The organism is Pseudomonas sp. SK2, from assembly GCF_016772395.1.
Classification (GTDB): domain Bacteria; phylum Pseudomonadota; class Gammaproteobacteria; order Pseudomonadales; family Pseudomonadaceae; genus Aquipseudomonas; species Aquipseudomonas taiwanensis.
Window position 1 is genome coordinate 2,451,431 of record NZ_CP061944.1, and the last position, 13,959, is coordinate 2,465,389.

General features: G+C 63.5%; 8 protein-coding genes. 6 read left to right on the forward strand and 2 right to left on the reverse strand.

Features of this window, described 5'->3' with window-relative positions:
• The first annotated feature begins 259 nt into the window (after window positions 1–259).
• From IF103_RS10950 to IF103_RS10970, 5 genes are all read left to right on the forward strand, one after another.
• On the forward strand, window positions 260–1,540 hold the full coding sequence (locus IF103_RS10950) for an MdtA/MuxA family multidrug efflux RND transporter periplasmic adaptor subunit (RefSeq protein WP_202676106.1): 1,281 nt from the start codon (window positions 260–262) through the stop codon (window positions 1,538–1,540).
• On the forward strand, window positions 1,537–4,635 hold the full coding sequence (locus tag IF103_RS10955) for an MdtB/MuxB family multidrug efflux RND transporter permease subunit (RefSeq protein WP_202676107.1): 3,099 nt from the start codon (window positions 1,537–1,539) through the stop codon (window positions 4,633–4,635). The genes IF103_RS10950 and IF103_RS10955 overlap by 4 nt, the downstream gene beginning before the upstream one ends.
• The gene (locus tag IF103_RS10960) at window positions 4,632–7,739 is read left to right on the forward strand and encodes an efflux RND transporter permease subunit (protein WP_027907607.1); all 3,108 of its coding nucleotides are present in this window, start codon (window positions 4,632–4,634) and stop codon (window positions 7,737–7,739) included. The genes IF103_RS10955 and IF103_RS10960 overlap by 4 nt, the downstream gene beginning before the upstream one ends.
• Window positions 7,736–9,223: an efflux transporter outer membrane subunit gene (locus IF103_RS10965; protein ID WP_202676108.1), complete on the forward strand. Its 1,488-nt coding sequence runs from the start codon at window positions 7,736–7,738 to the stop codon at window positions 9,221–9,223. The genes IF103_RS10960 and IF103_RS10965 overlap by 4 nt, the downstream gene beginning before the upstream one ends.
• 169 nt (window positions 9,224–9,392) lie before the next feature.
• On the forward strand, window positions 9,393–11,480 hold the full coding sequence (locus IF103_RS10970) for a putative bifunctional diguanylate cyclase/phosphodiesterase (RefSeq protein ID WP_202676109.1): 2,088 nt from the start codon (window positions 9,393–9,395) through the stop codon (window positions 11,478–11,480).
• Here the strand turns inward: IF103_RS10970 and IF103_RS10975 are convergent.
• Complete coding sequence (locus IF103_RS10975) at window positions 11,477–11,737, reverse strand: DUF1652 domain-containing protein (protein WP_027907608.1); 261 nt, start codon at window positions 11,735–11,737, stop codon at window positions 11,477–11,479. The two genes, IF103_RS10970 and IF103_RS10975, sit on opposite strands and share 4 nt — an antisense overlap.
• A gap of 295 nt (window positions 11,738–12,032) precedes the next feature.
• Here IF103_RS10975 and IF103_RS10980 point away from each other — a divergent pair, with 295 nt between their 5' ends.
• Complete coding sequence (locus IF103_RS10980) at window positions 12,033–13,262, forward strand: pyridoxal phosphate-dependent aminotransferase (RefSeq protein ID WP_023380353.1); 1,230 nt, start codon at window positions 12,033–12,035, stop codon at window positions 13,260–13,262.
• On the opposite strand, the gene IF103_RS10985 is transcribed toward IF103_RS10980, so the two are convergent.
• The gene (locus IF103_RS10985; protein WP_023380354.1) at window positions 13,188–13,835 is read right to left on the reverse strand and encodes a DUF1345 domain-containing protein; all 648 of its coding nucleotides are present in this window, start codon (window positions 13,833–13,835) and stop codon (window positions 13,188–13,190) included. The genes IF103_RS10980 and IF103_RS10985 overlap by 75 nt on opposite strands.
• Window positions 13,836–13,959: the final 124 nt, after the last annotated feature.

Here is a 13,959-nt window from a genome sequence, read left to right on the forward strand (position 1 = left end):
GGCAGGCCGTTGTGGCCTGCTCCGGCCCTGTCGCCGGCACCTGACATCGCAGTGCTTGCAGGCGCCCGGTACTAGGGCTTCAAGCAATACCCTGTAAACGGCCCGGAACGCGTTCCGGGCCGTTTTCATTTAAAGTTCAGCATCTTGGCAACGTCAGCCGAAGGTAAACCTCTGGTAAAGGGCCTTTGCTAAAACGAAGCCAGTGCTTATCGTTCAAACTTTCCAAGCCGTCCTTTTCTGAACAAGGTTCGTTCAATCCATGCAAGCTTCTGTCTCCCGTTCCCCCCGTCGCTGGCTCGTTGGCCTGCTGATCCTGCTGCAGGTGGCCCTGCTGGCCTGGTGGTTGTGGCCTGCAACGCCGGCACATAAAGAGGCCGGTGGTGGTCGCATGGGCATGGGAATGGGCAAGGGGCGCCCAGGCTTCGGTGCATCCACCGACCCGGTGCCGGTGCGGGTCGAACCGGTGCGGGTTGGCGACTTCCCGCTCTACTACAAAGCCCTCGGCACGGTAACGGCGACCAACACGGTCAATGTGCGTAGCCGGGTTGCAGGCGAACTGGTGAAGATCCACTTCAAGGAAGGCCAGCAGGTCAAGGCCGGTGACCTGCTCGCTGAAATCGACCCGCGCAGCTACCGCATCGCCTTGCAGCAGGCTGAAGGCACCCTGGCGCAAAACCAGGCGCAACTGAAGAACGCCCAGGTCGACCTGGCGCGTTACAAAGGTTTGTACGCCGAAGACAGCATCGCCAAGCAGACCCTGGATACCGCCGAAGCCCAGGTCGCGCAGTTCCAGGGCTTGGTCAAGACCAACCAGGCGCAGGTCAACGATGCCCGTTTGAACCTCGATTTCACCCAGATTCGTGCGCCGATCAGCGGCCGTGTAGGCCTGCGCCAGCTCGACCTGGGCAACCTGGTCGCCGCCAATGACACCACGGCCCTGGTGGTCATCACCCAGACCGAACCGATCAGTGTCACGTTCACCTTGCCGGAAACCGAACTGAGCAGGGTGCTCGAGCGCTACCGCAGTGGCGCCAGCCTGCCCGTCGAGGCCTGGGACCGCAGCGACAGCAAGCTGCAATCGACTGGCGTGCTGGGCAGCCTGGACAACCAGATTGATACCACCACTGGAACCCTCAAGTTCAAAGGCCGTTTCGAGAACAAGGACCAAGCCTTGTTCCCCAACCAGTTCGTCAACGTGCGCCTGCTGGCCGACACCCTCAAACAGGTGGTGCTTGCCCCTGCAGCGGCCATCCAGTTCGGAAACGATGGCACCTTCGCCTACGTCGTCAATGCCGATAACAAAGTCAACATCCGCAAGCTGAAGGTCGGCGCCAGCGACGGCGAGCACAGCGTGATCCTCGAAGGCCTGGCCGCAGGCGACCGACTGGTGCTCGAAGGTACCGACCGCCTGCGAGAAGGCACCCAGGTGGAGGTGGTGGAAGACAGCTCGCAGGTCCCCACCACGCCCGGTCAGCACCTGCAGGGCCAGGATGCCAAAGGTTCGGCCCAGGCGGGTGAAGCAGGCAAGGCGGGCGCATGAACCTCTCGCGCCTGTTCATCCTGCGCCCGGTCGCAACCACGCTGAGCATGCTGGCCATCGTCCTGGCCGGCCTGATTGCCTACAAACTGCTGCCGGTCTCGGCCTTGCCCCAGGTCGATTACCCGACCATCCGGGTCATGACCCTGTATCCCGGTGCCAGCCCTCAGGTCATGACCAGCGCGGTCACCGCACCGCTGGAGCGCCAGTTCGGCCAGATGCCAGGCCTTACCCAGATGGCCTCGACCAGCTCGGGTGGGGCTTCGGTGCTGACCCTGCGCTTCAGCCTGGACATGAACATGGACGTTGCCGAGCAACAGGTGCAGGCCGCGATCAACGCCGCCAACAACCTGCTGCCCAGCGACCTGCCTGCACCGCCGGTGTACAACAAGGTCAACCCCGCGGACACCCCGGTGCTGACCCTGGCCATTGCCTCCAAGACCATGCCGTTGCCCAAGCTCAACGACCTGGTGGATACCCGCGTGGCGCAGAAAATCGCCCAGATCAGCGGCGTGGGCATGGTCAGCATCGCCGGCGGCCAGCGCCAGGCGGTACGTATCAAGGTCAACGTCGACGCCCTGGCTGCCAACGGCCTTAATCTCGAAGACGTGCGCACCTTGATCGGCGCGTCCAACGTCAACCAACCCAAGGGCAACTTCGATGGCCCGACCCGGGTGTCGATGCTCGATGCCAACGACCAACTGCGCTCGCCCGAGGAGTACGCCAACCTGATCCTGGCGTACAACAACGGTGCGCCACTGCGCCTCAAGGATGTCGCCGAGATCGTCGACGGCGCCGAGAACGAGCGCCTGGCCGCCTGGGCCAACGAGAACCAGGCCGTGCTGCTGAACATCCAGCGCCAGCCGGGCGCCAACGTCATCGAAGTGGTCGACCGGATCAAGCAGATGCTGCCAACGATCACCGACAACCTGCCTGCCGGCCTGGACGTTTCAGTGCTGACCGACCGCACCCAGACCATCCGCGCAGCGGTCAAGGACGTGCAGCACGAGCTGCTGATCGCCATTGTCCTGGTGGTCATGGTCACGTTCGTGTTCCTGCGTCGCGTCAGCGCAACCCTCATTCCTTCGATCGCCGTGCCGCTGTCGCTGATCGGTACCTTCGGCGTGATGTACCTGGCCGGTTTTTCGATCAACAACCTGACACTGATGGCCCTGACCATCGCCACTGGCTTCGTGGTGGACGACGCCATCGTCATGCTGGAGAACATCTCCCGTCATATCGAGGAAGGCGAACCCCCCATGCAGGCGGCGCTCAAGGGCGCCCGGCAGATCGGCTTCACCCTGGTTTCCCTGACCTTCTCGCTGATCGCGGTGCTGATCCCGCTGTTGTTCATGGCCGATGTGGTCGGCCGGCTGTTCCGTGAATTCGCCATTACCCTCGCGGTGGCGATCCTGATCTCGCTGGTGGTGTCGCTGACCCTGACCCCAATGATGTGCGCGCGCTTGCTCAAGCGTGAGCCCAAGCCTGAAGCGCAGGGCCGCTTCTATCGCGCCAGCGGCGCCTGGATCGACTGGCTGATCGCGCACTATGGTCGTGGCCTGCAATGGGTGCTCCGGCACCAGCCGCTGACCCTGCTGGTGGCGGTGGCGAGCCTGGCACTGACGGTGGTGTTGTACCTGGCAGTGCCCAAGGGCTTCTTTCCGGCCCAGGACACCGGCGTGATCCAGGGTATTTCCGAAGCTCCGCAATCGACTTCGTTCGCCGCCATGAGCGAACGCCAGCAGGCCTTGAGCAAAGTGATCCTGCAAGACCCTGCGGTGCAAAGCCTGTCATCCTACATAGGCGTGGACGGCGACAATGCCACGCTCAATAGCGGCCGTCTGCTGATCAACCTCAAGCCCCACGGCGATCGCGATGTGACTGCTGCGCAAGTCATCGAGCGCCTGCAACCGCAGCTCGACAAACTGGTGGGCATTCGCCTGTTCATGCAGCCGGTGCAAGACCTGAGCATCGAAGACAGGGTCAGCCGCACCCAGTACCAGTTCAGCTTGTCGTCGCCCGACGCCGAGTTGCTGGCGCAATGGAGCGGCAAGCTGGTCCAGGCTCTGCAGCAGCGTCCCGAACTTCAGGACGTGGCCAGCGACCTGCAGGACAAAGGCCTGCAGGTGTACCTGGTGATCGACCGCGACATGGCCAGCCGCCTTGGCATCAACGTGTCGCAAATCACCAATGCCCTGTATGACGCCTTCGGTCAGCGGCAGATCTCGACCATCTATACTCAGGCCAGCCAGTACCGTGTGGTGCTGCAGTCCCAGACCGCGGCGAGCATTGGCCCACAGGCCCTGGAGTCGATCCACGTCAAGGCTTCAGACGGTGGCCAGGTGCGGCTGTCGGCACTGGCGCGCATCGAGCAGCGCCAGGCCCAGCTGGCCATTTCGCACATTGGCCAGTTCCCGGCGGTGATGATGTCGTTCAACCTGGCCCATGGCGCGTCCCTGGGCGAGGCAGTGAAGGTGATCGAGCAGGTGCAGCAGGAGATCGGCATGCCGATTGGCGTGCAGACCCGCTTCCAGGGCGCCGCCGAAGCTTTCCAGGCCTCGCTGTCGAGCACCTTGCTGCTGATCCTGGCCGCCGTGGTGACCATGTACATCGTGCTGGGCGTGCTCTACGAGAGTTACATCCACCCGATAACCATCCTCTCGACCCTGCCATCGGCAGCCGTCGGTGCCTTGCTGGCGCTGATCCTGAGCGGCAACGACCTGGGTATGATCGCCATCATCGGCATCATCTTGCTCATCGGCATCGTCAAGAAGAACGCGATCATGATGATCGACTTCGCCCTCGAAGCCGAGCGCAACCAGGGCATGGCACCGCGTGACGCGATCTACCAGGCTGCGCTGCTGCGCTTCCGGCCAATCCTGATGACCACCCTGGCGGCGCTGTTCGGCGCCGTGCCGTTGATGCTGGCGACCGGCTCCGGTGCCGAGCTGCGACAACCCCTGGGCATGGTGATGGTCGGCGGGCTGCTGGTCAGCCAGGTGCTGACGCTGTTCACCACGCCGGTCATCTACCTGTACTTCGACCGCCTGGCGCGCCGCTGGCGTCCGGTCGCTGACGTGAAGCAGGCCGAGGCATGAACCTGTCCGGACCTTTCATCCGTCGCCCCGTGGCGACCATGCTGCTGAGCCTGGCGATCATGTTGCTCGGTGGCGTCAGTTTCGGCCTGTTGCCTGTGGCACCGTTGCCGCAGATCGACTTCCCGGTGATCGTGGTACAGGCCAACCTGGCCGGTGCCAGCCCCGAAGTCATGGCGGCCACGGTCGCCACGCCGCTGGAGCGCAAGCTGGGCACCATCGCCGGCGTCACCACCCTGACCAGTAGTTCGAACCAGGGCTCGACCCGGGTGATCATCGGTTTCGAACAGGGCCGTGACATCGATGGCGCGGCGCGCGAGGTGCAGGCGGCGATCAATGCCACTCGCAACCTGCTGCCCAGTGGCATGCGCAGCATGCCCACCTACAAGAAGATCAACCCGTCCCAGGCGCCGATCATGGTGCTGTCGTTGACGTCGGATGTGCTGCAGAAAGGCCAGCTGTACGATCTTGCCGACACCATCCTGTCCCAGAGCCTGGCCCAGGTGAGTGGGGTAGGCGAGGTGCAGATCGGCGGTAGCTCGTTGCCGGCAGTGCGTATCGCGGTGGAGCCGCAACTGCTCAACCAGTACAGCCTGTCGCTGGACGAAGTGCGCACAGCGGTGGCCAATGCCAACCAGCGGCGGCCCATGGGTTTTGTCGAGGATGCCGATCGCAACTGGCAGGTGCGTGCCAACGACCAGCTGGAAAAAGCCGAGGACTACGCGCCGATCGTGATCCGGCAGGAAAATGGCACGATCCTGCGCCTGTCCGACGTGGCTACCATCACCGACGGGGTGGAGAACCGCTACAACAGCGGTTTCTTCAACGACCAGAGCGCGGTGTTGCTGGTGGTCAATCGCCAGAGCGGTGCCAACATTATCGAAACCGTCGACCAGATCAAGGCACAGCTCCCGGCGTTGGAGTCGCTGTTGCCGGCCAGCGTCAAGCTGAACGTGGCCATGGACCGCTCGCCGGTGATCAAGGCCACCTTGAAGGAGGCCGAACATACCCTGCTGATCGCCGTGGTGCTGGTGATCCTGGTGGTCTACCTGTTCCTCGGCAACCTGCGTGCTTCGCTGATTCCTAGCCTGGCGGTGCCGGTGTCGCTGGTGGGCACCTTCGCGGTCATGTACCTCTGCGGCTTCTCGCTCAACAACCTGTCGCTGATGGCGCTGATCCTGGCCACCGGTCTGGTGGTGGATGACGCGATCGTGGTGCTGGAGAACATCTCCCGGCATATCGAGGGCGGCGAACCTCCGATGCGCGCTGCGTTCCTCGGCGCCAAGGAGGTGGGGTTCACCTTGCTGTCGATGAACGTCTCGCTGGTGGCGGTGTTCGTCTCGATCCTGTTCATGGGCGGTATCGTGCGCAGCCTGTTCCTGGAGTTCTCGGTCACGCTCGCGGCGGCAATCATCGTCTCGCTGGTGGTTTCCCTGACCCTGACGCCAATGCTCTGCGCCCGCTGGCTCAAGGCGCAGCACCGCGAGCAGACTCGCCTGCAACGCTGGAGCGACCAGCTCCACCAGGGTATGGTCGATGCCTACGATCGCAGCCTGGGCTGGGCCCTGCGCCACAAGCGACTGACCCTGATCAGCCTGTTGCTGACCATCGGGGTCAACATCGCCTTGTACGTGGTGGTGCCCAAGACCCTGATGCCGCAGCAGGATACCGGCCAGCTGATCGGCTTCATTCGCGGTGACGACGGCCTGTCGTTCAGCGTGATGCAGCCGAAGATGGAAATCTACCGACGCGCCTTGCTGGCCGATCCGGCGGTACAGAGTGTCGCCGGCTTCATCGGCGGCAACAGCGGTACCAACAATGCCATGGTGCTGGTGCGTCTGAAACCGATCGGCGAACGAAAGATCAACGCTCAGCGTGTCATCGAACGCTTGCGCAAGGAAATGCCCAAGGTGCCGGGTGGGCGACTGTTCCTGATGGCCGACCAGGACCTGCAGTTGGGCGGCGGTGGTCGCGACCAGACTTCGTCGCAGTACCTCTACACCTTGCAGAGCGGCGACCTGGCGGCGCTGCGCGAATGGTTCCCGAAAGTGGTCGCCGCCTTGCGTGCGCTGCCGGAGCTGACCGCCATCGACGCCCGTGACGGCTCGGGTACCCAGCAAGTGACCCTGGTGGTCGATCGTGACCAGGCCAAGCGCCTGGGCATCGACATGGACATGGTTACCACCGTGCTCAACAACGCCTACAGCCAGCGGCAGATCTCCACCATCTACGACAGCCTCAACCAGTACCAGGTGGTGTTGGAGATCAACCCGAAATACGCCTGGGACCCGACCACGCTCGAGCAGGTCCAGGTCATCACCGCCGACGGTGCCCGGGTACCACTGTCAACCATCGCCCGTTACGAGAACAGCCTGGCCAACGACCGGGTCAGCCACGAGGGGCAGTTCGCCTCCGAAGACATCGCGTTCGACGTCGCCGAAGGCTACAGCCCCGACCAGGCCATGAGCGCGGTGGAGCGGGCGGTGGCCAAGGTTGGCCTGCCTGAAGAGGTGATCGCCAAGCTCGGCGGTACTGCCGATGCTTTTGCCAAAACTCAGGAAGGCCAGCCACTGATGATCCTCGGCGCCCTGGTGCTGGTGTACCTGGTGCTGGGCATTCTGTATGAAAGCTACATTCACCCGTTGACCATCCTTTCGACCCTGCCTTCGGCTGGGGTTGGAGCCTTGCTCGCGCTTTACGCCACCGGTGGCGAGTTCAGTCTGATTTCGCTGCTGGGGCTGTTCCTGCTGATTGGGGTGGTAAAGAAGAACGCCATCCTCATGATCGACCTGGCCTTGCAGCTTGAGCGTCACCAGGGCTTCACGCCGGAGGAGTCGATTCGACAGGCCTGCCTGTTGCGCTTGCGACCGATCCTGATGACCACTCTGGCGGCTATTCTGGGGGCCTTGCCATTGCTGCTCAGCCGCGCCGAAGGCGCTGAAATGCGCCAGCCCCTGGGCCTGACCATCATTGGCGGCCTGGTGGTCAGCCAGGTCCTGACCCTCTACACGACGCCGGTGGTATACCTGTACCTCGACCGTTTGCGTCACCGATTCAACCGTTGGCGTGGCGTGCGCACCGACGCCGCCCTGGAAACCCCGCTATGAACTTTGCCCAGACACCTCTTCACCGTGCCCTGCAGTTACTGACACGTGGGCGTGGCTCGCGCCTGGTCGGCGCGGGGCTGTGCGTGGCGCTGCTGAGTGCCTGTACCCTGAGCCCCGACTACCATCGTCCCCAGATGAGCACCCCGGTCCAGTTCAAGCAGGCCGAAGGTTGGACCCAGGCCAAGCCGTCCGATGCCATTGACCGTGGGGCGTGGTGGGAGATCTACGGCGATGCCGGGCTCAACGCGCTGGTCGAGGAGCTCAATCGCAGCAATCAGACCGTCGCCCAGTCCGAAGCCCAGTATCGTCAGGCCCAGGCGCTGGTGCGCAGCAGCCGTGCCTCGCTGTTCCCCAGCCTGGACCTGACCACCAGCAAGAACCGCTCGGCCCAGGGCACCGGTAGCAGCAGTTCGAGCTTGTCCAACAACAGCAGCGGCATCCGCAACACCTACAACGCGCAGCTGGGGGTGAGCTGGGAGATCGACCTGTGGGGCAAGTTGCGTGAAACGCTCAATGCCAATGAGGCGAGCGCTGAAGCCAGTCTTGCCGATCTGGCGGCCATTCGCCTGAGCCAGCAGTCGGAGCTGGTGCAGAACTACCTGCAACTGCGGGTCATCGACGAGCAGAAGCGCTTGCTGGAGGCCACGGTGGCCGCCTACCAGCGGTCGCTGCGGATGACCGAAAACCAGTACCGAGCGGGCGTCGCCGGGCCCGATGCGGTGGCCCAGGCCCGGACCCAGCTCAAGAGCACCCAGGCCGACCTGATCGACCTGGTGTGGCAGCGCGCCCAGTTCGAGAACGCCATTGCGGTGCTGATGGGCAAGGCCCCGGCCGAATTCAGCCTGGCTGATAACCAGTCGATACCGGCGTTGCCGGACATTCCGGTAACATTGCCGTCGCAATTGCTCGAACGTCGTCCCGACATCGCGTCGGCCGAGCGCAATGTAATGGCTGCCAACGCCAACATCGGCGTGTCTCGCGCGGCATACTTCCCCGACTTGTCCCTGAGCATGAGCGGCGGTTATTCCAGCAGCAGTTTCAGCAACTGGATCGAGCTGCCCAACCGTTACTGGTCGGTGGGGCCATCGCTGGCCATGACCCTGTTCGATGCTGGCAAACGTAGCGCCGAGGTGGATCGCACCGTGGCGGTGTATGACCAGACGGTGGCGCAGTATCGGCAGACGGTGCTCGACAGCTTCAAGGAAGTCGAGAACTACCTGGTGCAGCTCAAGGTCTACGCCGACGAAGCGGTGGTGCGTCAAGAGGCGCTGGATGCCGCGCGTGAGTCGTTGCGACTGACCGAGAACCAGTATCGTGCAGGCTTGATTGGCTATTTGGATGTGGTGAACGTGCAGACCACGGCATTGAGCAACGAGCGCAACGTGCTCAACGTGCTGCAGGGGCGGTTGGTCGCGAGCGTCCAGCTGATTGCCGCGCTTGGCGGTGGCTGGCAGTCCGACGAGGCGTTCGCCCGGCAGGAGTGACAGGTACCGTCGCCAGCCAGCTTCTCTCTCCCGGAGCGGGCTGGCTGGCGGTCGACCTTGACAGCAGCCTGGATCCGTTCCCATTCGCAAAAACCCCGTGCGTTTCGCTAACGCTTGAGTACAATCGTCAGCTTTTTCCGGGCCCTTCGTCCCGACGCTGGAACTCCTGATGCTGACCGGTAGCTACTCTTCCTCGCTGGTGCTGATTTCGCTGTGCGTGGCGATTCTAGCGTCCTACACCGCCCTCGACCTGACGGGGCGCATCGCCACGGCCAAAGGCCGGGCTGTTCATCTGTGGATGGTGGGCGGAGCGCTGGCCATGGGTATTGGCATCTGGTCGATGCACTTCATTGGCATGCTTGCCTTCAGCCTACCTATCCAGCTGGGCTACGACTTCGGCCTCACCGCGTTCTCGCTGTTGATCGCCGTGTTGTCCTCGGCTTTCGCTTTGTGGCTGGTCAGCCAGCCGAGCCTGCCCTGGACGCAGTTGGGGTTCGGTGCACTGATCATGGGAGCCGGCATCAGCTTCATGCACTACACCGGCATGGCCGCGTTGCGCATGCTGCCAGGGATCGACTACGACCCGGTATTGTTCAGCGCATCCCTAGCCATTGCCGCGAGTGCCTCGGCGGCAGCCTTGTGGATCGCTTTCCGGCTACGCCAGCATACCCCCTATGTCCGGCATGTTCGCGGTCTGGCGGCGATCATCATGGGCTTCGCCATCGTCGGCATGCACTTCACCGGCATGGCCGCGGCGAATTTTCCCGAAGGCAGTTACTGCGGTGCGTTGGCAGAGGGGCTCAAGGGTGACGGGCTGGTCTACCTGGTGCTGATCACCACGCTGGCGGTACTGTCGGTAGCGTTGCTCACCTCGGTGCTCGACGCCCGTCTGGAAGCGCGCACGGCCGAGCTTGCCCGCTCGCTGACACGGGCCAACCAGGAGCTGATCCAACTGGCCCTGCACGATACCCTGACCGGCTTGCCCAACCGTACACTGCTGGCCGACCGCATCGAGCAAGCCATCCGCAAGGTGGCGGAGCAGGGCGGTTGTTTTGCGCTGATGTTCATCGATCTGGACGGCTTCAAGCCGGTAAATGACGCCTTTGGTCATCATGTGGGCGATCAGCTGCTCAAGGAGGTGGCGGCGCGCCTGCGAGGCCATCTGCACAGCCAGGACACCCTGGCACGGATTGGCGGCGATGAATTCGTGCTGTTGGTGGAGCTTCAGGAACCGGACGATGCCATGGGCGTGGCGGTCAAGCAGGTCAACCTGGTATCGCGTCCCTTCCGCGTTGCCGAACATGACCTGCAATTGTCGGCAAGCCTGGGCATCGTGCTTTATCCCGGCAATGGCCAGGACCAGCACGAACTGCTGCGTAATGCCGACGCCGCGATGTATCACGCCAAGAGCGCCGGCAAGAATGGCTACAGCTTCTTCGACGTGTCGATGAACAGCAATGCCCGTCAGCAGCTGCAACTGCTCCAGGACCTGCGCGTGGCCCTTGAGCTGGGCCAGTTCCGTCTGCATTACCAGCCCAAGTTCGATGCCCAGGCCTGCCGCCCCATCGGTGCCGAGGCCCTGTTGCGCTGGGAGCACCCCCAGCACGGGCTGCTGTTGCCAGACCGCTTCATTGGCCTGGCGGAGAAGACCGGTCTGATCATTCCCATCGGCGAATGGGTGATGCAGGAAGCCTGCCGACAGATGCGCGCCTGGATGGAGCAGGGGCACGAGGACTGGCGCATTGCGGTCAACCTCTCGGCGATTCAATTCTGCCATGCCGGGCTGGTCGACAGCGTTGCCCGAGCGTTGCGCGCAAACAACCTGCCGGCCAACCGGCTGACCCTGGAAATCACCGAAACCACAGCGATGCACGATGCCGATGCCAGCCTCACGGTACTGCAGCGCCTGGCCGACATGGGGGTCGACCTGTCCATCGACGATTTCGGTACTGGCTATTCCAGCCTGATGTACCTCAAGCGCCTACCAGCCAGCGAGCTGAAGATCGACCGAGGTTTTGTGCGCGACCTGGAGCAAGACAGCGACGATGCGGCCATCGTTTCGGCGATTGTCGCATTGGGTCAGGCGTTGGGCCTGCGGATCGTCGCCGAGGGAGTGGAAACCGACCGCCAGCAGGCTTTTCTGACCCGTCTGGGGTGCGATTCGTTACAGGGTTATCTGCTCGGGCAGCCGGTGCCGGCCGAGCAGTTCATGGACAAGCTGCAGGCGTTGCGTCAGGCGAGCGACGCAGTGGCTTAACCTGCGTCGCGCAGTGCCATGGCAGGCACGAACGCCTCCATCTCGGCCTCGACGGCTTCGATGATCCGTTCCACGTCGGAGGCCGCCATGATGGCTGCGCAGGGGATACCGGCAATGGCGAGCAGGGTTTGCCCCGTGGCGCGGTCGAACAGGCGGGCGACCATGCTGCGCGGTGCATCCATGCTGGCCTCGAAGCCCAGCGGATGGAAATGCCAACGCATCACCTGGCAGGCGTTGGGGAACGTCATTTTGTTCAAGCCAGCCTCCTTGTCCAGTCCTGGACGCCTCGTTTGGATGGCCGCATGCGCGGTTGCCGGGAACTTAACCATAGCACTTGGATCGCCATTGTCCCGCGCCGCTCAAGACAATTGCATGAAGGCTTGAAGGCGGTCACAGATCCGTCATGCCTACCATTGGGCTATTAACGTCCAGGCAAACGTTTTCCTTCGCGGCCTGCCGCTAGCTGAGCCGTGGCCTCTGCTATGTTTAACCCCAGTTGGCGCACAGCGTTTTCGGACGAGCGGTGCGGGCTGGGCAGACAGGGAGACAGTCATGCGCTATTCCACGCTCACGCAATGCATCGCCGGGGACGCCAGCTCTGCCTGGGACATCCATTATCAGGCTCAGGCCCTGCGACGCGAAGGGCGAGAGATCTTCCTGCTGTCGGTGGGCGACCCCGATTTCGACACGCCCAGACCCATCGTCGAGGCGGCGGTCAGCAGCCTGCGCCGCGGCGATACCCATTACAGCGATGTGCGCGGCAGCCTGGCCTTGCGTCAGGCCATTGCCCGGCGTAGCGGCCCGCAAGTCACGGCGGACCAAGTGGTGGTGCTGGCGGGCGCGCAGTGTGCCTTGTACGCCGTCGCCCAATGCCTGTTCGAGGCGGGAGACGAGGTGATCGTCGCCGAACCCATGTACGTTACCTACCCTGCGGTACTCGCCGCCTGTGGGGCGCTACCGGTCGTGGTGTCGGTCAGCCCCGAGCAGGGGTTCCGGCTCGATCCGCTGGCCGTGGCCCGGGCCGTCACCCCCCGTACCCGGGGCTTGTGGCTCAATACCCCGCACAATCCCACCGGCGTCGCCATCCCAGCCCAGGACATGGCGCAACTCGCGCAGCTATGCCGCGAGCACGACCTGTGGCTAGTGTGCGACCAGGTCTACAGCGGGTTGTTGTTCGAGGGCGAGGTGATCGACCCGACCAGCCTGCCGGGCATGGCCGAGCGCTGCGTGATCATCGACAGCCTGTCCAAGTCCCATGCCATGAGCGGCTGGCGAATCGGTTGGGTGGTCGGACCGCTCCCGCTCGCCGCGCACTTGGCCAACCTGGCCATGGCCATGCTGTTCGGCTTGCCGGAGTTTGTGATGCAGGCAGCCTGTGTTGCGTTGGAAGGAGACCTGCCGGCGGTGCGGGAGATGCGCGAAGCGTATCGACAGCGTCGTGACCGGGTGTGCTCGGTCCTGGCCGATTGCCCGGGGGTCAGGGCTCACAAGCCCGCAGGCGGCATGTTCGTCATGCTCGACATCAGCGCGACCGGGCTTAGTGCCCAGGCGTTCGCCCAGCGTCTGCTAATGGAGGAGGGCGTAGCGCTGCTACCGGGCGATGCCTTTGGCCCCAGCGCGGCAGGGCATGTACGCATGGGGCTGGTGCTGGAGACTGGTCAGTTGGAGGACGTTTGTCGCCGTGTCGCTGCTTGTGCCTGGCGTGCGCTAGCCCAGCAACCCGGCGGCGATGTTGATCGTGAACCCCAGGATGGCCGTATTGAACACGAAACCTACCAATGAGTGCGCCAGCACTACCCGTCGCAAAGCCCGCCCTGCGACGCCGACATCCGACGTTTGCACCGCCACGTTGAGGGTGAACGAGAAATAGTGGAAGTCCCAGTAATCCGGGTTGCATTCATTGTCCGCGAAGCGCAGGGGCGGTGCCTTGCCATCGTCGGTGTAGAACAGGCGGGCGTAGTGCAGGCTGAAGATGCAGCCAATCATCAACCAGGAGCCAGCAACGGTCAGCCCAGTATAGAGGTAGTGCAGGACAAGGTCGCTGCCGTGCAGCCCGCGGCTGGATACCAACTGCAGGGTGACCGCCGCCAGGCTGGCGATGGCTGCGATGCAGACGGTGAACAGCACCAGGCCTGCGTTCTCGTCTTCGATGCGGGCGACCCGGCGCACGGTATCGGGACTGGCCCGCCAGGTCAGCCACAATACCAGCAACAGGTAAAGCCAGACGCCGATGTTCCAGCCGATCAGCACCTGCTGGACGGTATCGTCGGCGGGAACCAGCCAGGCGCCGACAACGCCTGCCAGGGTGGCGATGCTCAGGCGGGGATGGGTGCGGGTCAGTCGATGGAACGCCATGCGGCCTCGGCGATGGGGAGTCATGGCTACCACGATAGCCTATGGGGTACCATCATGGGCCGTGCCACCGTCAAACCCCTTGAATATCAAGGTGATGGCATTGATTCGCTTCACGCCTGGCGTG